Origin of the sequence: Sphingobacterium thalpophilum (assembly GCF_901482695.1) — a bacterium.
Lineage (GTDB): Bacteria > Bacteroidota > Bacteroidia > Sphingobacteriales > Sphingobacteriaceae > Sphingobacterium > Sphingobacterium thalpophilum.
Genome location: NZ_LR590484.1, coordinates 751749 through 775683, shown reverse-complemented (window position 1 = coordinate 775683; position 23935 = coordinate 751749). Strand labels below are relative to the sequence as shown.

General features: G+C 42.1%; 21 protein-coding genes. 4 read left to right on the top strand and 17 right to left on the bottom strand.

What is annotated here, in order from left to right:
• The first annotated feature begins 9 nt into the window (after window positions 1-9).
• The 3 genes from FGL37_RS03365 to FGL37_RS03355 are packed head-to-tail and all read left to right on the top strand — an operon-like array spanning window position 10 to window position 2720.
• Window positions 10-381: a BlaI/MecI/CopY family transcriptional regulator gene (locus FGL37_RS03365; protein ID WP_028072621.1), complete on the top strand. Its 372-nt coding sequence runs from the start codon at window positions 10-12 to the stop codon at window positions 379-381.
• Window positions 382-410: 29 nt separating this feature from the next.
• Entirely contained in the window at window positions 411-1769 is a 1359-nt protein-coding gene (locus tag FGL37_RS03360) for a M56 family metallopeptidase (RefSeq protein ID WP_051607394.1), read from the top strand.
• A gap of 60 nt (window positions 1770-1829) precedes the next feature.
• Window positions 1830-2720, top strand: coding sequence for a hypothetical protein (locus tag FGL37_RS03355; RefSeq protein WP_028072622.1), 891 nt, complete (start codon window positions 1830-1832; stop codon window positions 2718-2720).
• 35 nt (window positions 2721-2755) lie between these two features.
• On the opposite strand, the gene FGL37_RS03350 is transcribed toward FGL37_RS03355, so the two are convergent.
• From FGL37_RS03350 to FGL37_RS03290, 13 genes are all read right to left on the bottom strand, one after another.
• The gene (locus FGL37_RS03350) at window positions 2756-3046 is read right to left on the bottom strand and encodes a chaperone modulator CbpM (protein ID WP_028072623.1); all 291 of its coding nucleotides are present in this window, start codon (window positions 3044-3046) and stop codon (window positions 2756-2758) included.
• Window positions 3047-3049: 3 nt separating this feature from the next.
• Window positions 3050-3982 (bottom strand): DnaJ C-terminal domain-containing protein, encoded by a 933-nt coding sequence (locus tag FGL37_RS03345; RefSeq protein ID WP_028072624.1) that lies wholly within the window; start codon window positions 3980-3982, stop codon window positions 3050-3052.
• Between the two features lie 78 nt (window positions 3983-4060).
• Window positions 4061-6745, bottom strand: coding sequence for a peptidase associated domain and porin domain-containing protein (locus tag FGL37_RS03340; RefSeq protein ID WP_028072625.1), 2685 nt, complete (start codon window positions 6743-6745; stop codon window positions 4061-4063).
• A 222-nt stretch (window positions 6746-6967) separates the two neighbouring features.
• Entirely contained in the window at window positions 6968-8542 is a 1575-nt protein-coding gene (locus FGL37_RS03335; protein ID WP_028072626.1) for a M28 family peptidase, read from the bottom strand.
• A gap of 259 nt (window positions 8543-8801) precedes the next feature.
• Window positions 8802-9245: a ribose 5-phosphate isomerase B gene (gene rpiB / locus FGL37_RS03330; RefSeq protein WP_028072627.1), complete on the bottom strand. Its 444-nt coding sequence runs from the start codon at window positions 9243-9245 to the stop codon at window positions 8802-8804.
• 12 nt (window positions 9246-9257) lie between these two features.
• Complete coding sequence (tatC, locus tag FGL37_RS03325) at window positions 9258-10118, bottom strand: twin-arginine translocase subunit TatC (protein ID WP_028072628.1); 861 nt, start codon at window positions 10116-10118, stop codon at window positions 9258-9260.
• Window positions 10119-10194: 76 nt separating this feature from the next.
• Window positions 10195-11550 carry an acetyl-CoA carboxylase biotin carboxylase subunit gene (accC, locus tag FGL37_RS03320; protein WP_028072629.1) on the bottom strand — a complete coding sequence of 452 codons (1356 nt, stop codon included), beginning with the start codon at window positions 11548-11550 and terminating at the stop codon, window positions 10195-10197.
• A gap of 73 nt (window positions 11551-11623) precedes the next feature.
• Window positions 11624-12106, bottom strand: a complete 483-nt coding sequence (accB, locus tag FGL37_RS03315) for an acetyl-CoA carboxylase biotin carboxyl carrier protein (protein ID WP_028072630.1) — start codon at window positions 12104-12106, stop codon at window positions 11624-11626.
• 74 nt (window positions 12107-12180) lie between these two features.
• Complete coding sequence (locus FGL37_RS03310) at window positions 12181-13170, bottom strand: beta-ketoacyl-ACP synthase III (protein WP_028072631.1); 990 nt, start codon at window positions 13168-13170, stop codon at window positions 12181-12183.
• Window positions 13171-13177: 7 nt separating this feature from the next.
• Window positions 13178-14116 (bottom strand): phosphate acyltransferase PlsX, encoded by a 939-nt coding sequence (plsX, locus tag FGL37_RS03305; RefSeq protein WP_028072632.1) that lies wholly within the window; start codon window positions 14114-14116, stop codon window positions 13178-13180.
• Window positions 14117-14222: 106 nt separating this feature from the next.
• Window positions 14223-14414 (bottom strand): 50S ribosomal protein L32, encoded by a 192-nt coding sequence (rpmF, locus tag FGL37_RS03300; protein ID WP_081818039.1) that lies wholly within the window; start codon window positions 14412-14414, stop codon window positions 14223-14225.
• Between the two features lie 15 nt (window positions 14415-14429).
• Window positions 14430-14966, bottom strand: a complete 537-nt coding sequence (locus tag FGL37_RS03295) for a YceD family protein (protein WP_028072633.1) — start codon at window positions 14964-14966, stop codon at window positions 14430-14432.
• A 102-nt stretch (window positions 14967-15068) separates the two neighbouring features.
• Entirely contained in the window at window positions 15069-15719 is a 651-nt protein-coding gene (locus FGL37_RS03290) for an epoxyqueuosine reductase QueH (RefSeq protein ID WP_028072634.1), read from the bottom strand.
• 176 nt (window positions 15720-15895) lie between these two features.
• Between FGL37_RS03290 and FGL37_RS03285 the strand changes: the two genes are divergently transcribed.
• Entirely contained in the window at window positions 15896-17101 is a 1206-nt protein-coding gene (locus tag FGL37_RS03285; protein ID WP_028072635.1) for a hypothetical protein, read from the top strand.
• 6 nt (window positions 17102-17107) lie between these two features.
• Here FGL37_RS03285 and FGL37_RS03280 read toward each other — a convergent pair whose 3' ends face one another.
• The 4 genes from FGL37_RS03280 to FGL37_RS03265 all read right to left on the bottom strand — a co-directional run bounded on the left by FGL37_RS03280 (window position 17108) and on the right by FGL37_RS03265 (window position 23797).
• Window positions 17108-17959: a transglutaminase-like domain-containing protein gene (locus FGL37_RS03280; RefSeq protein ID WP_317132222.1), complete on the bottom strand. Its 852-nt coding sequence runs from the start codon at window positions 17957-17959 to the stop codon at window positions 17108-17110.
• A gap of 95 nt (window positions 17960-18054) precedes the next feature.
• Window positions 18055-18714, bottom strand: coding sequence for an ABC transporter ATP-binding protein (locus FGL37_RS03275; protein WP_028072637.1), 660 nt, complete (start codon window positions 18712-18714; stop codon window positions 18055-18057).
• 96 nt (window positions 18715-18810) lie between these two features.
• Window positions 18811-21204, bottom strand: a complete 2394-nt coding sequence (locus FGL37_RS03270) for an ABC transporter permease (protein WP_028072638.1) — start codon at window positions 21202-21204, stop codon at window positions 18811-18813.
• Window positions 21205-21394: 190 nt separating this feature from the next.
• Entirely contained in the window at window positions 21395-23797 is a 2403-nt protein-coding gene (locus tag FGL37_RS03265; protein WP_232048623.1) for an ABC transporter permease, read from the bottom strand.
• Window positions 23798-23935: the final 138 nt, after the last annotated feature.

The following is a 23935-nucleotide window of genomic DNA, read 5'->3' as shown; positions in this document are numbered from 1 at the left end:
TAAAGAGTTATGGAAGAATTTAAAGAGCTGACCAAAGCGGAAGAACAGATTATGCATGAGCTCTGGGAGATGGGGCGGGGATTTGTCAAAGATATCATTGAACGATTGCCCGAGCCTAAACCAGCTTACAATACAGTGTCAACGATAGTGCGCATTCTCGAAACCAAGGGTTTTGTGGCGCACGAGTCTTTTGGCAAAAGCCACCAGTATTTGCCAAAGATTTCAAAAGAGGAATATAAAAAAGGAATTACGGGCAAGCTGCTGAACAATTACTTTGATAATTCGCCAAAACGTATGTTATCGTATTTTTTGGAAGAGAATAAGCTGGATATGAAGGAACTGGATGATATCTTATCCATTATTCAGCGCAATAAAAGTTAACAGCAATCCCCTTTTATAAACTTTTGATTATGATTTACTTATTGATTGTCAATGTATCATTGACCATCAGCTTTATGCTCTATTGGCTGATTTTTCGAAAACTGACGTTTTTCCAGTGGAACCGGATGTATCTGATCGGGATGCTATTTTTTTCGCTGTTGGCACCTATCGGCATTTTTATTGAACTTCCGGATAGCGAAATGGTGGAATATAGGATTCCCATGGTGGATTTGGGCGGTTATCTGCACAATGCTATCAATGGATCGAAGACTCAGCCTGTTTATCTGCTGGAGATACTGACTTATGTTTATTGGATGGGCGTGGGGATGAGCTGTGTGTGGTTGCTTATACGTATCGTTTGTGTACTGCGGGAATTGTGCGATGGCCAGGGATATCATAGTTTTTCATTTTTCAACAGAATCATCATTGGCCATGCTCTAGCGCATCATAAGAGTATCGAAAGGCATGAGCTGGTTCATGTGGAACAGGGCCATTCTTACGATTTGCTTCTGTTGGAGCTGTTGAAAATTTTCAACTGGTTTAATCCGATTTTATATTTTTTTCAAAAGGAGTTAAAGTTTCAGCATGAATGTATCGCTGACGAAATCTGTTCGTCAGACAAGGTTGCTTATGCTGAACTGTTAGTGGCTCATGCGTTGCGGACAAATCAGCTGCCACTCAGGCATGAGTTTTCAAATCAATCATTTTTAAAGAAACGAATCATGATGTTATTTAAGAATAGATCAGCGGGAAAGCATAAATTGTTATATATCGCTATTCTACCGATGGTGCTGGTCATTGCCGGTTCGACGCTTATTTTAAATACAAGCAGGGCCAAGGGCCTCGTGAGCGATGTAGAGAGCTCCATTAACCAGGTCGAGGTACCGGTAGTTACACAGGCGACTGCAGGTTTTGAAGGGACGGAGGCGGCTGCAGGTTCCATAGCGCGGAAGCTTGATGGAGCGTTAGATAATGTAAAGAGTTCGCTCAAGGATAAAATAGCTAAGAGAGGCCCCGTTGACAAGCCAGCACAGCATGATACCATAGCTGCTGATCCTATAATTTTTACTCAGTTGGAGGTAATCCCAGAACCTATAGGCGGGATGAAAGAGTTTATGATATGGATCTCCAACAATTATGATTATCCCAAAGCTGCTTTGGAAAGAGGTGTGAAAGGTATCATTGAAATCTCCTTTATCGTGGAAAAGGACGGTAGCTTGTCTCATGTTAAAGTGGGGAAAGATCTAGGATATGGCACGGGCAAGGCCGCATTAAGGTTGATACGTAGCGCCAGCAAATGGAGACCGGGAATGCAGAACGGCAGAAAAGTACGTGTCGCATACACTTTACCTATCAGGTTAAACTTGGTACAGGAAAAAGATAAATGATGGGAATAAAAGGGTAAAAGTGGGCAAGGGGCGTACGAATAACTTTTAAACAAAATTTAGATGTCGAAGATTGTAAGGTGTTTTATATTATATGTCGCGGTATTTTTATCTGTATTATCGTCCTGCAAATCTTACCGCGTCGTTCCACAGGGCTACGTGATCGAAGGGGACGAGTATTTTGTCAATATCGATAAGGGGCTGACGGTATTTCTGGGGGATGATATCCTTCAGGAGAATAACTGGAACCAGAACAGAAGTCCATTGAACGTGTCAAAGGTAGGGGGTAGGTTTAGCAAACTGCTCAAACAATTACATTATTCTGATACAGCCTATAGTGTGCTATTTACGGCACATCTCCAAGGTAAATATGACTATGATCTATTGGCGGTGGTAAACAATTACCCAAATGTCAAAGGACGGAAGAATCACCTGTTGGATCTGAGCGTTCTCCAGCGGGAGGAAAATAAGGAGGGACGTTATTTTTATTCGGTGTCTACGTCAAATGACCGAAAGGTATTGCATTTTGTGATTCCTTTTAATGATAGGCTCTGGCAGGAAAAGATGGTCAGCCTGATTTTTCTGCTTCCGGCAGATTTCAATGACCTGAATTGGGCAAAAGATATCGTGATGTCTAATGTTGCGATGTATCGCAACCGCTATGTGTTTAGCCCTAGCCGGACGGAAATACTGTGTCCGGATGACGGGAGCCGGTCGCATTTGGATTATAAGATTCCGGATAAAAAAATCAATCGGGAAGACTATATGCTGATGAAAGCTTACGGCAATGTCAGCGGAAAGAGAACGCTGGTGGTTTACCGGCTCATGAATCCCAAGGATTTTAGTGGGTCATTTGTCGTCTGCAAAGGGGATTATGAAATATTATATACCACCCTGGACGATAGGGTGGTCTGGCAGGCCAAGGTGAATACGGAACGGGATATCGTATTTTAGTGGCGATGCCAAAAGTCGGCGAAGTAGCCCTGGATCTAGTAATCCAGGGTTTTTAATTTATTCTTAAGCTGCAAAACTTCGTTTTGCAGCTGCTCTATTTTCTCCAGCAGGTGACTGGCAACCTGAATTCCCTGAGGGTTTACTTCCAATTCGTAATATAAATTTGAAAAACGCTCAAGTTTTTTGAGCTCTTCTTCGTCAATGTATTGTTCTTCCTGCTGCATGATGATATGGATAAGTCCATATTCTTCCATTGTCTGCAGGAAAGTGGTTTCCACTTTCCTGGATTGACAGAAGTCGATGACTTTTATCAGAGTCGTTTCCATAGACTAATGTTTTAAATCCTTTAATTGTTGAAATAATGCCCTCTCTTGATCTGATAAATTGCCCGGCATTTTGATATTCAATGTCACGTAGAGATCGCCGAACTCGCCTTCTTTGCGATATACGGGAAATCCTTTTCCTCTGAGTCGCATTCTGGAACCGTTTTGGCTTTCGGGTTTTATTTTCAGTTTGATTTTGCCTCCATAGGTATCCAATGTAGCCTCGCCCCCTAGTATTGCGGTATACAGATCCACATCCAGAGAAGTATAGAGATCATTGCCCTGGCGTCTGAAGTTTGGGTCTGGCGTAATGTTCATCGTGATGTAAAGGTCTCCTTTTGGGCCTCCATTGATTCCCTCGGCCCCGTAGCCTTTTAATTTGATCTTCTGGCCATCTTCCACACCTGCATGAATAGTTATACGGATGCTTTTACCATTTATACTAAAGGTCTGCTGATGGGTAGTATAGGCTTGTTGCTGGGACAGCGTCAATTCGGCATTAAAATCCTGACCCCTGAACGTGCTCTGCCTGCCGCCGCCACGCCGGCTGCCAAACATCTGTTCAAAGAAATCGGAAAATTGGCCATCATCGAAGTTGCCTGTATATTCGTACGAGCCACTTCCGCCAAAGGGATTGCCACCGGAGCCAAATGGATTGCCGCCAGAAGATTGGGCATTACGATATTGCTGCTGCGCTTTTTCGTATTCTTCGCCATGCTGCCAATGTTCGCCGTACTGATCGTATTTTTTGCGCTTCTCAGGATCAGACAGCACTTCATTTGCTTCATTGATTTCCTGAAAACGTTGCTTCGCCTCGTTGTCATTGGGATTGACATCCGGATGATATTTACGTGCTAATTTTCGGTATGCTTTTTTGATATCATCCGCCGAAGCAGTTTTATCAATGCCAAGCACTTTATAGTAGTCTACAAACGCCATAAATTAAACCTCTTTTATCTTAAAGATAACAATAAGTCCAGATAAAATGTTCTATCTAGCAGCGCAAAAACCGATTTTTCACTTAGTTTTTATGCGATTGAACTTGTAAATATACCCGAGCATAAAATACTGTTTTAAAGTCATTGAATTTCCGAAATAGGTAGCGTTGCCCTGGCTTCCCCAATAATTCTGTGTATTCTGATTCAAGATATCAAAGCCTGTTAGTTTTAGCTGCGAATTGTTTTTCATTGTATAGTAAACGGAGGCGTTCAGGATATGATAGTTTCTTCGCCCGCTTAACCCACTCGCCCGATTATCCAACGCGTAGGACGTCTCTAAAGAGAAACCCTTGATCGGATAGATATTGATTCCAGCGCCAATACGATGGGTGGAATAGGTCGTTTCTATAAAATCAGGGTTATCCTTGACGGAATTCATATTCTTATTTCTGCTGTAGGTATATTTGGGTTGTATCCCGATCAGATTTTTCCAGGTCACCGAAAATTCCTGTGTGAAATTCATTCCAAGTGTATTGGTTTTATTATCCACATCATTGATAGATTCATAATTTTCATAGTTATACACACTGCTGTTCTGTGACAGATAGAAGCTCCAGTTCTCCCCAGCCTTAAAACTATATCTAAAATAATTGTAGACCGAGGAATTATATTTTGAATCTGCCAGATAGGACTGAACCGTATATTGTCCAGTTTTTAAATCACGCCAGCTTCTGGATCCGATGCTTTTATTTTCATAATTGATATTAGCGCCCAGATGCAGTTGTATTTTCGATGTATAGGTATAAAAGGAAAAGTTGATATTTTGAGTTTCGACATTGTCGAAAATAAATGATTGTAATCTTGTATACAAGGGATTTAAATTACTTTCAACGGTTTGAACCCCATTAGGGGACGGAGATTGTAAATTTTTCTGCCACAGCAAAGACAAATTCTTATAACGGAAGGTGACATTCGGTAGCCAGTATCCATTTTTAAAATTTCTGTTTTCTTCCAGTTTCTTAAGGTCAAAGTGATCATTTTTTACAGCATAGGCCGTTCCTATGTCGACAAAGATATCCTTGATGGGTTTCCAATAAAACTTGATACTGGATATGTATTCCCGGAAATTGTAATCAAAACTATTTTCAAGATTACTGCCATGCACCTTTCCATTGTTATCCCGGTCGAAATATATGGATTCTGTCTGGGACCTGTTGCTGGTATTAAACGCAAAGAATACACTAAAATTGAGTTTTTCTATGCTTTTGTTGACGTAGGTGGCGGTTGAGTTGATCGCATTGGATTTAGACCCTTCGCCTTGACTTACCCATAGTTTGGTCTCTGGATTAGGACTGTTGTAGATGGTGCTGTTCTGGTCACTAATTCCATCGGAGCTGTTATTACTATAATCGATATTGTTGCGAAAAGAAAAACTATGCTCCTTGCTGAGTTGTTTTTCGAAGTAAAAACCATGTGAATAGCTAAATTGAGTCTCCTTTGAATCTCCATCTGCTGCTGACCTATTGATACTGTCCTGTTTTGTAGTAACCGATGAAAGGGAATGTGCATATTGGCGTTCGCGGTTCACTTTAATGCTTGGTGTAAATTCGAAATAAGCCGTTGTATCGATGCGATGCCGGAAAAGAGACTTAAGATTATGGGTAAACTGTTTTTTTTGCTGCTGGTAACGGCTGGAGCTAAATTGTTCAATTGTATCGTATCGGGCAACCTGATTGGACTCGTTGGCATTTTCGGAATTGTTATGCTTAAATATGTACATGATATTGAGTTTCGTCTTCTTTCCCCAGTCGTTATTCAGATTGACTCCTGCACCGATATCATTGGCTTTGCCGGAATAATTGCGTCCGCCGAAGCTATCAAAACCATACTGTTCGGCCCGGTTAAGCCCACCTTGCTCACTCAGTTCACTGTAATCAAAACTTTGCCGGTTGATATTGTTCCCAAATGCCAGGAAACTCAGTTGCAGTGTATCCCGAAAAGTATTAAATAGTGCTCCAGCCTCGTAACGCTCCCGGGTACCTCCGCTTCCGTAAACTTTACCAAAACTGGCTTTTAGAAATTCCTTTTTGACTTTGAGATTAATGATTATAGGCAGTTTTTCTTCATCTTCCACATTGATCTTTGATTCCCCTTTGTCACGAAAAACCTGAACAGTTTTTATTAAAGAGGCATCTAGATTGCGTGTAGCAATGCGCACATCCGAGGAGAAAAAATCTTTGTCGTTGACCTTTACTTTCGACACTTCCTTTCCCTGATAATAAATGGTCCCGTCCATATTAACCTGTAAGCCGGGTAACTGTTTGATCAGTTCTTCGACATTAGCATTTGGCCTCGTTTTAAAGAAATTTGTGTTGTATTCCAAGGTATCTTTATTCATCCGGACTGGAGGGAGCACATTGACGACGACTTCATCCAGGCTCTTGGCAGCGAGCTTCAACTGACCAAAGTTGTGTACGCTGTTATGGATCGTAAAATGCTGACTATAAGCAGATGCATTGATATGTGAAACAATCAAAATAAGATCCGTTTCTGCAGGTAATCTAACAAATTCAAAGCTGCCTTTGGCATCTGTCAATAAATAGGAGATGACAGCGGAATCTTTAGGTGCAATTACAGTGACTGTCGCTTTTTCGAGCGCTTCACCAGTCGCTGATAGTACAGTTCCTACTGCTTTTCCTTTCGTTTGAGAAAAACCGGCCGTGGTTAATAGAAACAGAAAACAGAAAATAAATGGTATTTTCATAAAGGTTACAATGGCTGCTTGATTAGTAAAATTATGTGTTTCAATAATACGAATTAATAGCATCAACAAAAAGCAGGCTGGCCTCCATAAAGTAACTTTAACAAAGTTTAACAAGCAGGCCGTTTGTATCCGTGGTAAGTGTAAATTTTTTTCTAAAATCAAAAAAGGCCGAGTAAAACTGTTTTTTTTACTCGACCTTTTTTGTTCCATGTAAAACTATTTTTATTCTTTATTGCTATCAATGACTAACCGCTGATCTCTATTTGCGATCTCCCATGCCGTATAGAAGATCAGCTTCTCACGCTTCACCATCAATGGAAAATCGATTTTGTCATAGGTATCAGCCGGAGTGTGATAATCGGGATGTAAACCTGAAAAATAGAAAATCGACGGGATGCCTTTTTTTGCAAAATTATAGTGGTCCGAACGGTAGTATAAGCGCATCGGATCTTTTGGATTATCATACATATAATCCATTTCCAGCTTGGTATGTCTATCATTTTCATTTTTGTTGATTTGATAGAGCTCCGAACTTAATTTGTCTGAACCTATAGCATGTATATAGTCATGGTTTCCATGAAGGTGCTTATCATCCACACGGCCGATCATGTCGATATTGATACAGGCTACCGTACTGGACAGTGGGAATATCGGATTCTCGGTATAGAATTTGGAGCCTAGCAGACCTTTCTCCTCAGCAGCATAGGTAATAAACAGGATACTCCGTCTTGGTCCTTTGCCAGCCGCCTTAGCACTGGCGAAGGTACGCGCCAGTTCGAGTACTGCGGTGGTACCCGAAGCGTTATCATCGGCACCAAAGAATATGTTCCCTTTGGAGTCTTTGCCGTCATGGTCGTAGTGGCCTCCGATGACAAGGAGTTCATCCTTCTTGTCCGTCCCTTCGAGGTAACCCAGTACGTTAGGATCCGACAATGTTGCTGCGTTGGTGCCAAATTCTGCTTTAAAACTAGTAGTGATAGCAAAGGAGCTGGGCTGGCCAGAGCGGTTAATCTTGCCAACTACGGCGGCGAGATTCGTTCGTGCAAGATTGAGAATGTAATTGGCCGTGTGATCAGTTATATTGACCACCGGTATCATCGGTGAGGTTTCGGGTGCAGGCTGGTCTACAGCCAGATTATAACGGCCTTCAGTCGCCCGGTCTCCCGCTTGTTCCAATAATTCGCCAAGTTGGCTATTGATGGCCAGCACAAGTTTTGGTTTCTTTTTTAAAATCTCTTTGATCTTTTTATTTCGGCTTGTAGACCATTCGGAAGGTGTCTTTTTGCCGGTGATCCAAGAATTCCCTTTGTCATCGGTAGGTTCATTCTCATTAAGTAACAGGACAATTTTATTGGCAAGGTCCAGTCCCGCAATGTCTGAGTACTTGGGATCGTCTATGCCGTAGCCAATGAAGAGAATTTCATGGCTTTCAAAAAGTTTGTTTTCGTTATTGCCGATCACAAAGATGTCCTTCCCGTGTTGAAAGGGCTTATCATTGATCTTAAATTGCCTAACTTTAAAACTATTGTGAATCAGTTGCAGCGGCTGGAAATATGATCCATTGACAGGAGCCGAAAGGCCATATTTTTTGAACTCGTTCGCAATATAATCTGCCGTCAGCTGGCCCCCTTTCTGCCCGGTTCCACGTCCTTCAAAATCTACGGAAGCGAGTGTCCGGAGGTGTTTCTGTGTCGATTCAACTGTAATTTCATTGGCGTAGCTGGTATTTACGTCTTGCGCCTTTGCACAGCTCATCAGGGAGAATGCAATCCAAAATAGGTTGTATATCTTCTTCATCTGTCTATTTTCATATCGCTTCTGGACTCTTTGGGGCTGATAGCCTCAGATCAATCCATATGCACTGTTTATTTTCTCATATATAGGTGACATGCAGCGTCACATCGCTTGTCAGGCTTTAGCCACTTTTAAATTTGCCGTCCGGCAGCCTAACCGTAATCGGTATGACAACTATCAGTTCGTACACAATATAACTAAAAAAGCGGATGAAAAGTATATTTGGTCTTTCATCCGCTTCTTAAAATATGTTAATTTGTTATCAGCTACAAGCAATTTTGTTGACACGGTTTGCGTGGCGTCCACCTTCGAAGTCCGTTGTCATAAATGTTGAAGTGATTTTCTTAGCTAGATCCAGATCGATAAAGCGTGCAGGAATACAGACAACGTTTGCATCGTTGTGCTGGCGGGCCAAAGCTGCAATTTCCTCCAGCCAGCAGATGGCTGCACGAATATTCTGATGTTTATTGGCCGTGATGGCAACACCGTTGGCACTGCCACAGATCAAGACACCCGCGTCAGCTGTTTTGTTTTCCACAGCAGAAGCAACTGGGTGCGCAAAGTCTGGATAATCAACTGAATCCGCAGTGTTGGTACCAAAATCCGTTACTTCATACCCTAATTCTTTCAAAAAGTCTACCAATGCGGTCTTATATTCAAAACCAGCGTGATCACTTCCAATTGCAATTTTCTTTACGGTGCTCATTTTTATTGTATTTTATTTTTCTTGTGCTAATTTTTTTCTTTTGACATCGGCTGATACCATGATACTGACTTCGTAGAGCAGGAACATAGGTGCTGCGACTGTAAGCATGGTGATAATATCTGCCGAAGGTGTAATGACTGCTGCGATGACGAGGATAATAACCGTAGCATAACGGCGGCTGGCACGCATAAATTCAGGTGTCATAATTCCTATCTTGGAAAGGATAAATACGAGGATCGGAAGCAAGAACACGATTCCACAGCCTAAAGTCAGCGTTGCAATGGTAGAGAGATAGTTGTCAATGGTAATCTGATTGACGATCTCATCGCTCAAAGACACGTTTGCCAAAAAGTTGATGGACAATGGTACGACAATAAAGTATCCGAAAAGCGCGCCTAGGAGGAACAGCACGGTAGAGTAGAAAACGAATCCGCGTGCAGAGCGTCTCTCGATATCTGTCAAAGCAGGTTTTACAAATAACCAGATTTCAAATAGGAGATAGGGGAAGCCCATCATCAAAGCCATCAATAGACAGGAGTTGATCTGAAGCATAAATTGGCCCGCCAATTCTGTATTGATGATATTGAACGGTATTTTCTTAACACAGAAGTCAGCCAGATTAAAAGCATCTGCGGCTTTGCACATCATACGGTAGGTCCAAAAATCCAGATTTTTTGGCCCCATAATGATGTCGTTGAATACAAAATCATAGAATGTAAAAGCAATGCCCGCAAAAATACAGATGGCAATTGCTGAACGGACCAAATGCCATCTCAATACTTCAAGATGGTCAAAGAAAGACATCTCCGCTTCTATATTCTTCCCTTTATTTTTGATAGCTTGTATTAGATCTTTCGAATTTGGTGTACTCATAAAAATTGTTTGAAAACAAAAATACCATTCTTATTGTAAAGAATGGTATTTTTTATACGTGTAAAGATAATTTTATTTAATCTTCTACAGGATATTCTGTTAGGTCAAATGTTTCCATAAACTTCGTCGTGAAATTGCCGGCTCTGAAGTTAGGATCACGCATCAATCTCAGGTGTAAAGGAATGGTTGTTTTGATTCCTTCGATCACAAACTCGCTCAACGCACGTTCCATGGTGCAGATCGCTTCTTCACGGGTCTGTGCGACACAGATCAGCTTCGCAATCATGGAGTCGTAATTGGGTGGGATTGTATAGCCTGAGTAGACGTGTGTGTCTACCCGTACACCATGACCGCCCGGTGAGTGGAAATTGGTGATTTTACCCGGTGAAGGGCGGAAGTTGTTGAATGGATCTTCGGCGTTGATCCGGCATTCGATTGCATGCATTTGCGGCTCGTAATTCTTTCCCGAGATCGGTATTCCGGCTGCAACCTTAATTTGTTCTTTGATTAAGTCGAAGTTGATCACTTCTTCGGTTACAGGGTGCTCCACCTGGATACGGGTGTTCATCTCCATAAAGTAGAAGTTACGGTGTTTGTCAACCAGAAATTCGATTGTACCGGCACCCTCGTAGTTCACGGCTTGAGCACCTTTAATTGCTGCTTCACCCATTGCAGCTCTTAGTTCGGGGGTCATGAATGGAGAAGGCGACTCCTCGATCAATTTTTGATGACGGCGTTGGATAGAGCAATCGCGTTCAGATAAATGACATACCGTGCCGAACTGGTCACCGACAATCTGGAACTCGATGTGACGTGGTTCTTCGACATATTTTTCAAGGTAAATACCATCATTGCCGAATGCAGCAGCAGCTTCTACACGGGCAGAATCCCAAGCTGGCTCAAATTCTTCGTCTTTCCAGATGATGCGCATACCACGGCCACCACCACCGGCAGTCGCTTTGATAATTACAGGGTAGCCGATCTCTTTGGCGAGAGCGATACCTTCCTTTACATTGGAAATCAGACCTTCAGATCCTGGGACGGTGGGTACACCGGCCTTCTTCATCGTATCTTTAGCCTGTGATTTATCACCCATTTTTTCAATCTGCTCAGCAGTGGCACCAATAAACTTGATACCATATTCTGCACAGATTGCGGAGAATCGTGCATTCTCCGATAGGAAACCATATCCCGGGTGAATCGCATCTGCATTTGTAAGTTCAGCTGCGGATATAATATTCGGAATGTTTAAGTAAGAATCTTTACTTGGAGGGGGGCCAATACAAACTGCCTCGTCCGCAAATCTAACGTGTAAGCTATCTCTGTCAGCGGTCGAGTATACTGCCACACTTTTGATACCCATCTCGCGGCAGGTACGAATAATGCGCAGGGCGATTTCACCCCTGTTTGCAATTAATATTTTTTTAAACATTGTCTTGAATTATGAAATTTGCTAAAATGTAGCCCTTTGTAGGCTACATGGTATTCATTTACGTTATTGTAAACTACTTAGGCTCGACTAAGAATAATGGTTGATCGAACTCAACAGGTTGAGCATCGTCTACCAAAATCTTAACGATTTTACCAGAAACTTCAGATTCAATTTCGTTGAACAATTTCATTGCTTCAACAATACATAATACAGATCCTGTATTGATATCGTCACCAACATTGACGAAAGAAGGCTTGCCGGGACCAGCAGAACGGTAAAAGGTACCGATCATAGGTGATTTGATGGTAATAAGGTTCGCTTCGTTATTAGCCGGAGCAGGAGCGGCAGGCGTTGCTGCAGGTGCTGGAGCTGCAGCCTGCGCTACCTGAGGTGCTGCAACTGGAGCCACGGCGGGAACTGTTGCGGTTACATAAGTAGGCTCCTGATTTGTCTTTATTGTAATTTTAAAATCTTGCTCTTCAATCGAGACTTCATTCACACCTGATTTTGAAACGAATTTAATCAAGTCCTGAATTTGTTTGATATCCATACCCATAGTATTGTAGGTTTTGTTTGTTTCTAAAAATTCTAACTGTCAAAAGTAATAAATTATGCGAAAAAATGGGATAATTAATATGCCCATTTTAAATAGATGGATCCCCAGGTAAAGCCACCTCCAAAAGCGGCCAGGATTAAGTTGTCTCCTTTTTTCAGTTGGGATTCCCATTCCCATAGACATAGGGGAATAGTTCCACTGGTTGTATTTCCATACTTTTGGATATTGACCATGACTTTTTCTTCCGGAAGCCCCACACGTTCAGCAGTAGCGTCAATGATACGTTTATTGGCCTGATGTGGAACCAGCCAGGCAATGTCTTCAGATTTCAGGTTATTTTTTACCATCACTTCATGCGCGACATCCGCCATATTAGTGACGGCAAATTTGAAAACTGTACGCCCTTCCTGATAAGCGTAATGTAGACCGGCATCTACAGTTGCATGTGTTGCTGGATTGAGTGAGCCGCCACCTTTAATGTTGAGGTATTGCCCTCCGGAACCATCTGTCTTTAGAATGGCGTCTTGAATACCCAAACCTTCTTCATTCGGTTCCAGCAAGACGCAGCCGCAGCCATCTCCAAAAAGGATACAGGTATTGCGGTCCTGATAGTTGATCACGGACGACATTTTGTCGGCGCCCACTACAAGAACTTTTTTATGAGTACCGGCGGTGATAAACTGAGTTCCCGTATTCAGACCGAACAAGAAGCCAGAGCAGGCTGCCTGCAAGTCAAATCCCCAGGCGTTGGTGGCACCGATTTTATCCGCAAGGATGTTGGCTGTAGCCGGAAATAGCATATCCGGTGTACTGGTACAAAAAATAATTAAATCGATCTCTGTCGCATCAATTCCCCTCTTTTTCAATAACCCCTGAACGGCTGGTACAGCAAGATCAGATGTAGCAAGCCCTTCGCCCTTTAAGATGCGTCTCTCTTTGATTCCAGTTCGCGATACAATCCACTCATCGTTGGTATCGACCATAGTTTCCAATTCTTTGTTGGTCAGGATGTAATCCGGAACGTAACCATGTACAGCCGTAATTGCGGCGTGAATCTTTGACATAAATATTCTAATTGAAAATGGATCTGATGCTGTCAATGAATTTCGACTCGATCATATCTCTTGAAAATAAAACCATATTTTTAATGGCCTCTGGCGTTGAAATGCCATGACCAATAATGACAGGAGCATTCACTCCCAAGATTGGACTTCCACCGTACTGTTCGTAGTTGAATCGGTCAAAGAAATCATCTTTAAAACCTTTTTTGAGGGTCACTACATAAAATGATTCTGCCAGTTTTAACACGACGTTGCCTGTAAATCCATCACAGACATAAACGTCGGCATGATCACTGAACAGATCACGGCCTTCAGCATTTCCGATAAAGTTAATCTTGTCGTTGGCTTTAAGTAGGGGGTAGGTAGAGGTTGTTAGGATGTTTCCTTTTTCTTCTTCTTCTCCGATATTCAATAATCCTACTTTAGGATTGGATACGTTGAATACATGTTGGGCAAAAAGACTTCCTAAAATTGCAAATTGGTTCAGCATCTCGGGTTTGCAGTCTGCATTTGCGCCGACATCCAGCAAGATTCCGAAACCAGATTTCAATTTTGGGACAATTGTTGCTATGGCAGGGCGGAGCACCCCGGGAATAGCTTTAACGCTAAACATCGAACCTACAAGCATGGCTCCGGTATTGCCAGCAGATGCGAATGAGTCGATTTCTTTGTTTTTTAAATATTCAAATCCCTTCGCAATGCTTGAGTTGGGCTTTTGTGTAATTGCTTTGGTAGGATGTTCACCCATTGCAATGGCTTCTGGAGCGTCCACATATTCGAAGTCAGATGAATTTCCTCCGGCTTGATCGATAAGTTGTTTAGTCTCTTCAGTATTACCAAAAAGGACTATTTTTTGGTCTCCAGTAAGCTGTTTTTGTGCCTCGATAGCACCTGTTATCGTCGCTTTAGGAGCATAATCTCCTCCTAAAATATCTAAACCAATCTTCATCCGTTATTATTTAGTAAATCAATAATACGCAAAAAACATCCCAAAATGAAGCAAATTTCTAAAATATTGCTTGTTTGGGATGTTTTGGTGTTATGAAAGGTTTACCTTAGACAACAGCTGTATTTTCAATGATTAATTTACCGTTGTAGTACAGATTGCCGTCTACAGTGTATGCGCGGTGAGGTAAATGAACCGCGCCAGTTTCTTTACATACTGTCAAGCTCGGTCTTTCGGCTTTATAATGTGTTCTTCTCTTGTCTCTTCTTGATTTAGAAGTTTTACGTTTTGGATGTGCCATCTCGTATTTTTGTTTTTAGTTATTTTTAATATTTCTCAATGCTTCCCAACGTGGGTCGATAATTTCTTCTTCATTGTGTTCTTCTGAACCCGGCTCACTGCTAAATAAAGCCAGCATTTCAGGATCACACTGTATGCCTTGCCCTTGCTCTTCACATTTGACGATATAGGGGACAGCCAGGTTGATATACTCATACAGCAACTCGGCGATATCCAATTCATGATCGTTTTTTGACAGGATCAGCACCTCTTCGGTATTGTCTGTCCAGTCTTCGTCCGTGAATTTGACCAATATGCGCTCCTGAATTGAAACAGGTGACATAAATTCTCTAAGGCAGGTGTCGCAGGTCAACTGAATCTCACCCTGGATATCGAAGTGCAAAATCAATAGATTTTCCTGCTTTTGCAACTCCACTTCTACCTTAAGATTGCCATCTTTTACAATCGAATGTTCGTAGCAGTCAAAGAACTTTTTAGTAATGTCAAACTCAAAATTGTGCTTTCCAGCGTTGAGCCCCGAAAAGGGAATTCTGTATTGTTTTAGATGTTTCACAATCTTGCATTTGAGCCTGCAAAGGTATGTATAAATTCATTAGAATAGAAATATTTTTTTAAATATTCCCGCTCAATGTTTCATACATTCCAATAGCGTGGCTTATTCATAGTAATTTTTGCCTAACTCTATCTTTTCCCGACCATTTGCCATTCGCCATTTATTGGTGTCGCGAAGGGAATATGCACAGCCGCAATATTCTTGCATATAGAATTTTTCTTTTTTGGATATTTCCAGCATGCGTGCCGAGCCTCCTTTTTTTCGCCAATTGAAAGTCCAGTATTCCATACCTTCATGGCGTGAAGCAGCCCGTAATCCACAGTCATTGATCTGTTCCATATTTTTCCAGCGTGAAATACCCAGCGAGCTTGAAATGACATCAAAGCCATTTGCTGCGGCGTATTCTGCGGTCTTTTCAAAACGCATATCAAAACACATGGTGCAGCGGATGCCTCTTTCAGGTTCGTGTTCCATACCTTTAGCCAGTTCAAACCAATGGTCTACATCGTAGTCTGCATCAATAAATGGTATATTATGTTTGTTGGCAAACCGGATATTCTCTTCTTTGCGCAGATCGTACTCTTTGCGCGGATGAATATTAGGATTGTAAAAATAAATCGTAAAGTCGATATCTGAAGCGATCAGTGCTTCCATCACCTCTCCGGAACAAGGCGCACAGCAGGAGTGCAGCAACAATTTCTTGCCCTCTCCTGGTAATGCTAGCTTCTCCCGTACAAATTCCTTATTTTCCATAATCGTAAGTGATATCAAAATCAAAGGCAATTTTAATCAAAAAGTAGCGAAATGGCAAATCTTTCCGTTTTAGATGTTAGGGCAACAGGCCAAAAGAATCATATAAATGCATTGATATTCTTCATATATTAGTAGATTTGTATGTTTAACGCAATAAGCTATTTAGATAAAAATATATGAAATTTTCGCTTCACTCCTGTGTTATTGTATTATTTGTCAGCTTGGTAGGATTTGTCTCCTGTAAAAAACTGGATGATGAGCCGGATGACAGTGGTCGGCAAACCCTTATTTCGAGGTTGTATGTCTCTTTTCAGGACTATCAGGATGGAGGGGAGTCCAGCATTAAGAACCTCATGATCGTGGATCCGGCGGATACAACGAGTCTCACCAATATTTATCAATATCTTTCACCATCCAAAGGCGGGGGACCGGTGACATTTGACCCGCGGGTGAAAGCGATTTTTCAGGCGAGCGCCAATGATGCCGTCCTGCAGGATACCTTCCTTCGTGTCATCCCCTTCCAAAATGATATTTATGGCATCCCCGGCACTTCCGGTAATATTGGATTTACAGGTTTTAGGAACGTAAGGGGGCTGGCTTATTACCTTTTCTCGCAGTCCACAGGTACAGGAAGTGCGCCGGCAAATTCGGATTTTCTGTTAGCAGCGACCAACAATGGTACTAATTCAAGCTTATATGCGATAAGTAGGCCTACGGGTAAGACGGGGTCAAGAGGAGGAGCCAAAATCATTGATAAGCAAATTAACCTGGGGGCGATCCGTCCCACTTCGATGGTTCTTTTGAGAGGTAACGGCAGCAACGAACCCTATCTATTGGTTGGATTTAACAACGACGGCTCAAACAAAGGAGCTGGATTTGCTGTTTACACCAATTTGAAGCAAGAATTAATTGACCGGCCCAGGGATACCATTGTGAATGCAGAGAAATTTGCGCCAGCGTTAAAGGTATATATAGCGGGTAATAAAGCTAATCTGGGTTCCATAGCCTATGCTCCCCAACGTAAATTATTGGCCGTAACAACTTTTAGCGGTTCGGGAGGTAGTGCGGTTGGTGAGGTGCTGTTTTTTAATGATCCTGACAACGTATTCAAACCTGGAGGAGCATCCGAAAAAGAGGTGACCCCGGATAAAATCATTAGCGGCGGGCAAACGGGATTGGTACAGCCACAAAGCGTTGGGATTGACGACCGTGTAGAGGAGGGAAAGTATTTCTACGTTTCTGACCGATCTACCAAAAAGATTTCGCGCTTTTTGCTGACTGATCAGGGGGACGCGAAACCGGATCTCACACAAATTTATAACAACCTGACCCCAAGTTATATCTTCCTGGATGCCCGATCTGCGACCAACTTCGGTAACTAATCACTTTTAAGCAAGCAATTCGAACAGCTCTCTGATTTCCTGTTGCTTGCTTGCACTTTCGTGTTCTTCGTAAGCAGACATCAGGTTCCGAAGTGCGCGCCTGATAATCGTCACGTTATCGCAGGGATAGGTAAACTCCCGATCGGGAGTGAGGTTCAGCTGCTTTAAAAATGAATGCACATCGCTTTTTTGCATGACCTGCCCACGGTTGAAAGCGTTGATATAAAATAGGACCTCCTCATGACCTTCCTCATCCGCGTCCATGTAAGCTAGAATAAAATGCTTGGGCAGATTGATGCCATAAATAGGAATGTCTAATTTCTGCGCAATAATACTGTAGATGCAGGATAAGGTGAGGGGATTGCCCTGTTTGGTATCGAGTACCTGTCCAATATAAGAATTTTGTGGGTGATGATAGTCTTTTGTATTACCTGATAGCCCAAAAGAGCCAAAGAGCACATGGTTGATCAGATTCACTTTTTCCAGTGGACTCATATCATATTGCAGACCGCGCCAGACTTCCGTCTTGAGATCCTCTATGGTCAGCACTATTTTATGGTCTTCATAAGAAGGGTATTGATAGTTATTGAGGATGATCAATCCCTCCAGGAGATTGAATGAATTGCTTAGGTTCCAGATTTGCAGCTCATTTTTGGTCTGATCAAACTGAATCTCATGAATAATGTTTTCCAGCCGTCCTTGTACTTTTGGATCAAAGCTTGATTCCCAGAATTTTTCCAAATAAGGTACGATCTCAGGTCCCTGGCTTTTTAATCGATGTTCCACTTCCTGAATAATCTGTTGGTCGGTGTCGTCCAACAATGATATTAGCGATTTCAACTCTCTCTCATTCATCATAACGAATTTATAAAATTGATTTGACAAATGAGCAGAAAAAATCCCTACTGTAGTCAGTTACTAAGTAGGGATATCCAGGTTAATTTGGCATTCAGTTATTTGAGCTGTCCATCCAGCATATTAACGATCTTTTTTCCGTATTCGGCATTTTTTTCAGAATGAGTGACTTGTATAATGGTGACACCATCCTCGTTGAGCTGTTTAAAGAGATCCATGATTTCTTCGCCCTGTTTGGAGTTGAGATTGCCTGTAGGCTCATCCGCCAGCAGTAATTTTGGCGATCCCGCCAAGGCACGGGCGATGCCTACGATCTGCTGCTGACCGCCGGACAATTGGGCGGGAAATAGATCTTTCTTGCCGACGATGCCGAAACGGTCCAACATATCCGCTACAATGGCTTTTCTTTCCTTACCGGAAATATTCTTATAAATCAGTGGTGTTTCTATATTTTCATAGACTGTCAACTCATCCAGAAGGTGGTAGGCCTGAAATACATAACCAATATGTGTCTGATAAAGCTGTGTTCTTTTTTTTGCCTTCATTTCCAGTACATTCTCTCCCATGAAGTAATAATCGCCCTCGTCGGGCTCATCTAGCATACCGATAATATTCAGCAAGGTCGATTTTCCCGACCCTGAAGGCCCCATGATGGAGATAAAATCACCTTCAGCGATATCTAAGCTTACATCTTTGAGAACAAATGAGCGTGTACCACCTACGTTATACCACTTGAATAAATTTTTTAGTTGTATCATTTTCTAGTATTGAGATATTAGTATTGAGTATTGAGATTCTGGATGCATAAACCTTGCACTTACCCGGTATCTCTTTTTATTTGGTCTTTTATCCACTTATTCATTCCGCAGGCTGTCTACCGGATTTGTTCTCGCAAGTTTCAATGATTGAAAACTAATGGAAAGCAATATGAGGATAAATATGCAAAATATCGGAATCAAAAATGACCAGCACGATAATTGAACGTGATAAGCAAAGTTGGAAAGCCATTTGTCCATAAGCAGATAGGCTAAAGGAAGCGCAGCCCCCATCCCGATCAGAAACAGTCTGAAGAAAGGTCGATTCAATTGGATAAAGAGTAGTTGAGCCGATGCGCCTAGTACTTTCCGGATACTCATTTCTTTTTTACGCAATGCCGCTTGATAAGCAGCCATACTGAACAGACCTAAGGCAGCGATGATAACCGAGAGGCTTGTGAAACTGTTAAAAGCGACCTGCAGTTCTTGTTGTTTCCTGTGCTGTAATGCATACTGCTGGTCCATAAATGAGTAATCAAGAGGAAGGTCTTTTGCGGAGGGGTTTTTCTCCCATTCTTCTTTGACCGCATTGATAGCTCTGTCAACCAACCCTTGTTTCGTTTTGACCATAAGCGTTGTCTGGATACGCATGGCACCACATTCATTTTTTAATGAGTATATGGTGGGCTGAACCGCATTTTCAAAACCGTAAGCTTTTGTATCGTTAACTAGCCCGACAATTTCAAAGTTAACATCACAACCCTTGATTTTAGTGCCCACAGGATTAATAAGTCCCAGGCTTTTGGCTGCAGATTCGTTGATAATTGCATAATGGGCTGATGAATCGCGAAGTAATTGATCCATCGGGATATTTGTGTTACCCTGCTTACTGGAGATATTTAATGTTTTGAAATAATGCGAATCGACGCCGACATGAGCAAATGAAAAAGTTTTTTGCGCATAGGAAAATGCCATCTTAGGAGGCTGTTCTCCCTCTCCCGGAATATTTGTCGCTGACGCGGCGGACTCAATACTTGGATCATTTTCTAATCGTCGTTTTAATTGATCAAAGGTGTCTTTGTTGTAATACATCCCAATACCTTTGAAATTGACCACCTGTGCAGGTTCAAATCCTTTATCTGTCTCCTGCATATATTGCAACTGTGCCCTGATGACCAGCATGCCCGAGACAAACAGAATCGCCATGCTGATCTGGAAAGTGAGCAAGGTATTGCGGAATGCCCCCTTTTTGGGTATTGCCGTCAGTCCTCCTTTGAGGAGATGAACAGATTTGAAGCCAGAAAGTACGATGGCTGGATATATAGCCGATAGAATGGTGGTCGCTAATACGGCACCACAAAGCTGTGTGAGTGTATCGATACGCAACATATAGCTTCTGAGATCGTCATTGAACCATTTTTGGAGTATATTTCCTGTTAGTGCCAACGTAACAAAACTTAGCATCGCAGCACTGAAGGTCAGAATAAATACTTCCAATAAAAGTTGCCTGATGATTGACCAGCGTGAGCTTCCCAGTATTTTTTTGAGCACGAGTTCCTTAAGGCGGTTATCTGCTTGTGCCATGATCATGTTGACAAAATTGGACGCGGCAAGTAAGAGGATCACAACGGAGAGAATGCCAATAATCCAGGTGATGATATAAGGAGCATTACTTCCTGTTTTGGGATGTAGATGGAGGTTGGTCAGCGAATCCAGATAGATTTTGCCCTTGGCATAACCGGACGAGCGAATTTTATCTTTCAGTGCAATTTCCTTTTGATAAATCGTATTGATCTGATCGGTCAATTTAGCTATGTCTGTACCCGGCCTAACTTGAATAAATGTCTGGTACAAAAAGGGATTATTATCAGCAAAGATATCCTGTGGCTCACGGATAAAAAGGAGATCATAGTCTATCATGGATAAGCCTTGCTCTCTGATTATGCCATAGATTGTTTCCGACATTCCAAGCTCCTTGCTTAAGGCTGGGATAGAATGGGGACTGTCAAAACTTAAGTCTTCTTTTTTGAATAATTGTTCAGCGACATGCTTTTTGACCATACTCGCCTCTTTTTGATTTCTATTTTTGTACAGCGGTCCTGTCGCATTTTCGATATGAAAGATTCGTGCTGCCGAGGAGTCAATAAGTGCAGCATTTTTAATGAGGACTGTTTTTTCACCAAAAAGTGGATAACTACCGTAATTGTATACTATTTTCCTGCCAGCATAGACAATATCAGGCAGATTTTGTTTCAACAGTGGCGCAAGGGAAGGAGAGGTTTCATCTGTAAATGAACCCTCAGATTCGAGTCCAATTTGATAGATATCCTTATAATGCGGATTCCATTTATCGTAGCTCCCTTCCCGATTGATGTATTGATACGAGAGGATAAAACCCGTAAAACCCAGCGTTAACCCAATAATATTTAAGCATGTAAACCCCTTATTTTTTAACAGTTTACGCCAAGCTATGTTGAGGTCGTTTTTTGCCATGTTATCAGATTGTCAGAGTTTTGTGTTTAACTGTATCTTGTTGTGAAGTACTTCTGGTTAGGAAAAACAATCCCCTTGCCAATGTTGTAATCTCGTTATTATGAATGAATTATATTGTTTTTTCTATTGTTGTATGTTCGATTATGGACGCAAACTGTCCGTAATCGAACATACGGGGAAGGTAATTTACCTATTCATCTCTTAGGCTGTCTACCGGATTGGCACGGATGACTCTCCACGTCTGATAGCTAATGGTAACGAGGGCGATCAGGATCGCGCTTATACCCGCAAATATAAAGTAAAGCCAATTGATATGTATGCGATAATTAAAATCTGTAAGCCATTGGTTCATCGCCCACCATGCAACAGGTGAAGCGATGACCAGGGCTACAAACACCAATTTTATGAAGTCTCCGGAGAGCAGTTTCAGAAGTCTAAATGAGCTGGCACCAAGAATTTTTCTTACACCGATTTCTTTTGTACGCTGCTGCGTCACATATGTAGCAAGGCCGAAAAGCCCGAGTGACGCCACAAAGATGGCGATAACAGCAAAACAGGAAAAGATATTTTTTGCACGTTCCACGTCCTTGTACAGACTTTCAAAGCCTTCGTCAAGAAAAGTATAATTGATGTGCTGATTTGGTACAAATCTGTGCCAGGCGGCTGTTATTTCCGCCAACGTCTGTTTCAGTTGTTCTGGTTTTACCTTGATAGCTATTATGGAAGGCTGTCCACGCAGCACCATGCCGAGTCCACTAAAACCCTGACCTTTTAACGATTCAAAAATAAAATTATCGACTACACCAATCACGGTCCAGGTGCTGCCGTTGGTGATCTTTGCACCGATGGGATTTTTCAAACCCAGATCGTCGGCCAATTTTTGATTGATGATGACAGCAGTACTATCCGAGCCCATCTGGGGATCAAAATTCCGGCCCTTTGACAATTTCAGTCCGAATGTGGTAATATAATCGGTATCTATTTCCCAGAATTGCCCCTGAATGGCCATATCCAGCTCGCGGCGGCCTTCTTTCCAGAACGGGTTGCCATTTCTTTTGGCACCATCGATAGGTACAGGAAGAAAATCTCCTGTTGATACGGAAGTAACATTAGCTATGGACTTTAGTTCATTTTTAAGACTGGCTATCTTGTCGGACAACGTTCCGGCGCCATGTAGTACAATGACCTGCTCCTTGTTGAATCCCAGATCCTTTTCCAGAATGTAGTGTATCTGTTGATTCGTGATCAGGGCGCTGATGATTAATGTTATGGAGGTGGCAAATTGGAAAATCACCAAACCATTTCTAAACATGGATGATTTGGGACCAGAAGTTTTGTTTTTCAGTGCTTCGATAGGCTTGAACCGGGAAAGATATATTGCGGGATAGATCCCGGCAAGACCACCGATCAAGAGTATGGCCCCTAGCAGAGATAGCAAGAAGTAAGGCGAAGTCCACGGTATGGTCAGGGATTTGTTGGCGACATCATTAAAGATGGGCAACAGCAGCCAGCTAATGAACAAGCCAGCGACCAAGGAAAAAAGGCTATACCATATAGCTTCTGATAAGAATTGCTTTACCAACGCTTGTCTGGTAGATCCAATTGTCTTTCGGATACCAATTTCTTTGGCTCTGGTAGCAGCGTTAGCTGTCGAGAGATTGACAAAGTTGATACAGGCAATGAATAAAATAAATAACGCTATGAGTGCGAAAGTCCAGACCATGCGAATATCGCCACGGTTTAAGGTACTGACTTTATCGTCCTCCACATCCGCGGATTTAAGATGTATGTCAAGTGCATTCTGTAACCTGATTTTTGCTTGGTTGAACAGAGGATTGAGTTTGCGTCCCGATTTTTGATATGCAGGTAGATAATGCTCCTTGTAGTTTCTTAAGATCTCGTCCTCTGTCTGTTCAAGGTTCACATTTGGCCTTAGCTTAACATAAACGGTATAATTATTATTAAGCCATTGGATCTGTTCGCCCGGGTAAAATGGATCGCCTGCCAGTGACATAAAGAAGCTGTAACCCGCCAAAGTTGAATTTTGTGGCATGTCTTCGATTACGCCGGTGACCGTATACGCTTTGGATTTGTTGTTATTCAGGTAAATGGTTTGCCCGATGGGATCATTTTTGAAATATTTCGCGGCTTTACTTCTGGTAATGACTATCGTATTGGGGTTATCCAGGGCATGCGCAAGTTTCCCGAAAACCATAGGCATGGGGAACATATCCAAAATGGATTGATCAACGTAGACAAACCCATCATCGTGAAAGCTTTCAGGATTATCATTGAGGGACAGCTGATTGCTGCCCGCACCGAATAAAGGATTGGGAAGCACGCGCCCCGACTGTTCTATCGTGGGAATCTCAGCTTTCAGTGTAGGAGCTACGGGAGCAGAGAGGGATACCCAACGCTGGATTTTGCCCTCAATCGGAAGCTGTACGACGAGCCGGTAAGTCCGATCCATATCGGGATAAAATTTATTATAACTTGTCTCACTTTTGATAAAAAGTACAATGAGAATACAGATCGCAATACTAAACGCAAAACCTCCGATCTTTATAAAAGAATAGAGCTTATTTTTTGCCATACTACGCCAGGCGATTTTGAAATTGTTGCTTACCATAGCAGAAACCATATTAATGTCCGACCGACCGTGATTAGATCAAATAGACAGCTAGACCTCATTCAATAGCATTGCCATAATTGTAAGTGTCTGTTTTTTAGT

Excerpts from the sequence above, each read along its gene's own strand:
- FGL37_RS03365 (WP_028072621.1), top strand. The coding sequence starts at position 10 with ATGGAAGAATTTAAAGAGCTGACCAAAGCGGAAGAACAGATTATGCAT.
- FGL37_RS03360 (WP_051607394.1), top strand. The coding sequence starts at position 411 with ATGATTTACTTATTGATTGTCAATGTATCATTGACCATCAGCTTTATG.
- FGL37_RS03355 (WP_028072622.1), top strand. The coding sequence starts at position 1,830 with ATGTCGAAGATTGTAAGGTGTTTTATATTATATGTCGCGGTATTTTTA.
- FGL37_RS03350 (WP_028072623.1), bottom strand. The coding sequence starts at position 3,046 with ATGGAAACGACTCTGATAAAAGTCATCGACTTCTGTCAATCCAGGAAA.
- FGL37_RS03345 (WP_028072624.1), bottom strand. The coding sequence starts at position 3,982 with ATGGCGTTTGTAGACTACTATAAAGTGCTTGGCATTGATAAAACTGCT.
- FGL37_RS03340 (WP_028072625.1), bottom strand. The coding sequence starts at position 6,745 with ATGAAAATACCATTTATTTTCTGTTTTCTGTTTCTATTAACCACGGCC.
- FGL37_RS03335 (WP_028072626.1), bottom strand. The coding sequence starts at position 8,542 with ATGAAGAAGATATACAACCTATTTTGGATTGCATTCTCCCTGATGAGC.
- rpiB (WP_028072627.1), bottom strand. The coding sequence starts at position 9,245 with ATGAGCACCGTAAAGAAAATTGCAATTGGAAGTGATCACGCTGGTTTT.
- tatC (WP_028072628.1), bottom strand. The coding sequence starts at position 10,118 with ATGAGTACACCAAATTCGAAAGATCTAATACAAGCTATCAAAAATAAA.
- accC (WP_028072629.1), bottom strand. The coding sequence starts at position 11,550 with ATGTTTAAAAAAATATTAATTGCAAACAGGGGTGAAATCGCCCTGCGC.
- accB (WP_028072630.1), bottom strand. The coding sequence starts at position 12,106 with ATGGGTATGGATATCAAACAAATTCAGGACTTGATTAAATTCGTTTCA.
- FGL37_RS03310 (WP_028072631.1), bottom strand. The coding sequence starts at position 13,170 with ATGTCAAAGATTCACGCCGCAATTACGGCTGTACATGGTTACGTTCCG.
- plsX (WP_028072632.1), bottom strand. The coding sequence starts at position 14,116 with ATGAAGATTGGTTTAGATATTTTAGGAGGAGATTATGCTCCTAAAGCG.
- rpmF (WP_081818039.1), bottom strand. The coding sequence starts at position 14,414 with ATGGCACATCCAAAACGTAAAACTTCTAAATCAAGAAGAGACAAGAGA.
- FGL37_RS03290 (WP_028072634.1), bottom strand. The coding sequence starts at position 15,719 with ATGGAAAATAAGGAATTTGTACGGGAGAAGCTAGCATTACCAGGAGAG.
- FGL37_RS03285 (WP_028072635.1), top strand. The coding sequence starts at position 15,896 with ATGAAATTTTCGCTTCACTCCTGTGTTATTGTATTATTTGTCAGCTTG.
- FGL37_RS03280 (WP_317132222.1), bottom strand. The coding sequence starts at position 17,959 with ATGATGAATGAGAGAGAGTTGAAATCGCTAATATCATTGTTGGACGAC.
- FGL37_RS03275 (WP_028072637.1), bottom strand. The coding sequence starts at position 18,714 with ATGATACAACTAAAAAATTTATTCAAGTGGTATAACGTAGGTGGTACA.
- FGL37_RS03270 (WP_028072638.1), bottom strand. The coding sequence starts at position 21,204 with ATGGCAAAAAACGACCTCAACATAGCTTGGCGTAAACTGTTAAAAAAT.
- FGL37_RS03265 (WP_232048623.1), bottom strand. The coding sequence starts at position 23,797 with ATGGCAAAAAATAAGCTCTATTCTTTTATAAAGATCGGAGGTTTTGCG.